The organism is Paenibacillus sp. UNC499MF, from assembly GCF_900107975.1.
In the GTDB taxonomy this organism is placed as follows: Bacteria; Bacillota; Bacilli; order Paenibacillales; family NBRC-103111; genus Paenibacillus_F.
The window spans coordinates 1-4291 of record NZ_FNVF01000032.1; the positions used below are offsets into that span (position 1 = coordinate 1).

At 36.5% G+C, this 4291-nt stretch carries 2 protein-coding genes; both read left to right on the forward strand.

Features of this window, described 5'->3' with window-relative positions:
• Positions 1-362: 362 nt before the first annotated feature.
• Positions 363-1085 (forward strand): hypothetical protein, encoded by a 723-nt coding sequence (locus C4S74_RS26110; RefSeq protein WP_146065536.1) that lies wholly within the window; start codon positions 363-365, stop codon positions 1083-1085.
• 365 nt (positions 1086-1450) lie between these two features.
• Positions 1451-2290 (forward strand): putative phage abortive infection protein, encoded by an 840-nt coding sequence (locus tag C4S74_RS26115; RefSeq protein WP_103998199.1) that lies wholly within the window; start codon positions 1451-1453, stop codon positions 2288-2290.
• Positions 2291-4291 lie beyond the last annotated feature (2001 nt).

The window sequence follows — 4291 nt, forward strand, 5'->3', positions numbered from 1 at the left end:
GTGAACGACCTTTTACATTCAACTTCTGCATGACATTCGTAATATGTTTTCAAGCACACAAGAGATAAACCTTTGCTACGCTTCATTTTAATGATGCATAAGAAAAACAGCAGCCAGATGTGTCTCTTTTTATTTTAGGAAATCAAACGGAAATGAATCGCCAAAATCAAGGGTAAACGTTGTGTTATTTGCTTTTGAACGTGTTATATTTATAGCATAGGAAATAAAGAGAGCAGCCCGAGTTATCGGAGCTGCTTTTTGTTTGTCGTCAAATAAAGGAAATTCGCACAGACCCAAGAAATTAACTGTATAAATTTTCTTGGGGTGATGGCATGGACTTACAGAGGGTAGAGTGGTTTGAGTTGATAAAAGTGGCACTACCTGTTCTTTTAACTTTAGGGATTGGTATTTTTACCAATTGGAAACTTGAAAGGACTAAAACAACGTTAAATAAGGACTTAGAAAATCATAAACAACTGCTTGCAATTATTACCGAAAAAAGCAAGCTCGATAACCAAAAGATGATGCACGATTTTAACCTATATCGAACAAAGAAACACGAGATTTACCCCGAGATGTATAAGTTATTAATAGCTGGACACTATGATATAGCTCGATTACTTGATGATTGGTCAATGCCTGATTTTAGCCACCATTCTAAAGAAATGTTGAATAGTTATTTAATTTCTAGAGGTTTATCGGAAGAGGAAGCACAAGCACTACTTATTAATCGGGGAGTTGTTAACGACCCATTTGAATTAAAATTTAGAATTAAAATGCTAGATTGGAATGATACGTTTCATCGTTTCAAATATGCAAATGAATACTATCTGCGATCTCAACTATACTTTTCAGAGGAAGCACTGAGATTGGTAAAATCTTATTTAGATATAAGTTCTGCAATAATCAAAGATTTGGTGCCGTATATACATGCTAGATCGTACCAACTTGATATGGAGGCTTACAAAGAATTGTTTAGTCTTAATTTAGAAGGGAACGTAGCCAAAATAAAAGAAGGAATCAACGATTTGAGAGAACAGTTAAAAAAAGAATTATCTATAGCTGAGTACGAACCCGAAGGTTAAATAAAGATTCATTTTAGGGCGCAAAATGATTCCGAAACGAAGCCCCCACGAAAGCAACGCCGGAAGCAATAGCGAAGGCAATGCACTCGAATGTTAAATGTCCAGTGTTAACAAGGGATGCAGCCGTTTTTAATCTCACGAAGGCAACGATGAAAGCAACGACGAAAAGGGTACGAAAGCAACGACCACCCAACAATATAAACAAGAATGTAAAGAATGAACAAGAATGTATATAAAACATATAGGGGCTTTCCTTTGGAAAAGCCCTATTTAGCATTTCTAAATCTTTAGATAACCATGATTGAATTTGTGACATTTTACCAATATAATTACTGCCTAGTACAGATGTATTGGAGGAAAAGTGGGTGTGGGAAAAATTTAAGAAATGGTCATTTGAAAATCAGCCAGCCGCTGAACCAAATGGCAGGATAATTAGGTTTGGATTATTAATGGCAATTCCAATTGTATTATGGCTATTAACCGGGATTATTACTAGTGTGTCTTACTTAGGAGTACCTGATAGTCCAGGCACTTTCGGTGATATGTTTGGATCGGTAAATGCATTGTTCTCTGGAATGGCATTAGCGGGTATCGTTTACACCATATTCATTCAAAAGAAAGAATTTCAGCTTCAAAGAGAAGAATTAAAACTACAGCGCGAAGAGTCTAAATTAACACGTCAAGTGTTTATAACTCAGAGATTCGAGACTACGTTCTTTAATTTAATAAATTTACATCATGATATTGTAAAATCTTTATCAATTAAGATACCAGTACCAGTAAATCATCATATTACAAAATTTGTAATTGAACAGGAGCGCAGGGAGTTCGATGGTAGATATGTTTTCGAGAAAATTGCACTTGATATTATAAGCGTGCATAAAAAACCTGAAAATCTGCAAGATACCCTCAATTTAATATTTAAAGACAATTACTATGTGCTTCTGGCTCCATATCTCAGGAACTTAAGAAGAATCGCAGAAATAATTTACTCGGAGGAAAGTTTGAAGGATACAAAAGACGAATATATAAAAACATTGCAATCACAGATTTCTTTTTTTGAGCAACAAGTGTTAGCCTATTTTATGCTTTGGGTTGGAAAAGATCGAGAAACAGAGCATCTTAATTACACAATTGAATATAAAAGAAACATTTTCATATATGACGAAGATTACACTAAGTTCAGTGAAATATTTAAGCGCTAAGCAGCATACCGAGTAAAATGCATTAAACATCCGTAAACAAAGATCTATCCGCTTATTGCTTGCACTATGATGAGAAGTCACAAAACGAATTAGTTTCTGCTAACATTAACTAGGGTTTCTGTATACATTAATTACACTTCAACAAAGGTTTCAGTACCGTTTCTGCAACAATAACTCTACTCAACTGGCATTTATGTACACATTAACTACACAAAAGAAAAGAAATTAAATTAAATAAAACATACATAGTCATGACCACTAGGATCATGACTTTTTGCCATACCTTTAAAATTGATTCTAAGACGTTTTATGTGCTGGACATGTAAATGGTCGTTTATAGATAAAAAGTGGTTAATAGAGGGCATTTTGTTCGTCTGATAACGCAATAGGAGGATAAGTTTGGAAAGGAAGTGAGGATATGTCATCAAAAGCTAGGAAAGCGTGCAACTCTCCATACTATCCTGAACTCACTACTGAACGATATCTTCTCTCCTTTCTGTGTACGCCTTCCTCTCGCAAAATTGTTCTTGATTAACAAATATGGTAAAATTTATATGTAGGACATTCAATAGAGAGGCTTTTATGAAAAAATTGTTTGTAGGAGTATTATCGGCAAGTTCTTTTTAACGTCAGTAAGTCCGTTATATGCCAACAACGATACACAAAGTCAGAATACGGATACAAAAGTTGAAACGTCTTGGGTGGAGAATGGTGTAGAAATAACGGTCAATGATCGTCACTCTCTTAGTGAAGAGGAAAAAGCAGCTTTTTCGAATTTTGCTTTACCCAATGGAAACGGAACGAATTCCATCCCTTTACCAGACCTCGGTGATGGGGATGTTATTGAAGGGCCGACAAAGCATGTATTTGATAGGAGAGTGGACAGATACATCATGGAAGGTGCCCTCAGAGGGGTTTCTCTATATATAACTAGTAGAATAGGAAATAATTGGGTGACTGGATTGACGCAGGTTTTTTTAGGTGACGTAACCAGTAGCTTAAAAGACAAACAATATGAATACGCGACAGTTCTTACTAGAAAAGTATACACTAGCCCCGATAATAGATATGCATATTATATGACTATGGTTTATTACAGGGACTCCAGTTTTTCGACCCCATATAGAGTTAAGACCGAGTTCATGGGATGGGCTAATTAATTCGATGATCACTAGGGAGGTGTTCTTGTATGAAAGACATAATATCTAGTGTGCTGATAGCCATCTTCATAACAATAGCTGCCTCTTTCGTCGAAAGACCTGTTAGCTTTTATTTTTTCGTGATTATCATGGTTATCATTTACGTTGTGGGCTGGATCGTTGAAAAGATAAGCAAATATATTTCGAAAGATAAAAAGAGTAAGCAATTTAAAGGTTGACGAAGGATGACAGATTAAAGATAGGGAATTTGTCATCCGGTCACTTTGACACGTTTTTCAGCAGCTCGTTATAATGGCCTTGTTCTTCCTCTCTTGTAACAACGTGTGTATGTTCTTAAGGCAAAGAGCGAAGCGTTTTTGCATCAAACGGCTACTGCCGCCATTGTTTAAATGCAGCTCAAAGCACATCAACCACATATATCAAACCAAAGTCGTCTAATCTGGGCGGCTTTTTTATTTACTGCGGTGGCGGAATAGGTAGACGCTCGACGTGCGAACGGCATGTGGAAAACATGTCAGATGACCTCTAGACGCCGAGAGAACGTTGCATCGGTAATGAAGTCTAATCAACGTTATTTAAGTATTTTATATAAAAATAGCAGCTTTATTGGAAATGGTATTACTGATATACAGCCGTTGATGAATGATAGTGTTGCGATGACTCTTCCAACTGAAACAATGGTTAATAATTGAAAAAAATGGTGACGAGGAGATTACAATCCCCCATACAAGAAAAGACCTTCCGTAATCCTTAGAGGATGACCGGAAGGTTTTCTGTGCCCTGGCAAGGGTGGCTGCGTCAGATTTTTAGCTCCCCGAGCTTGATTAGCTCGACTACCGCC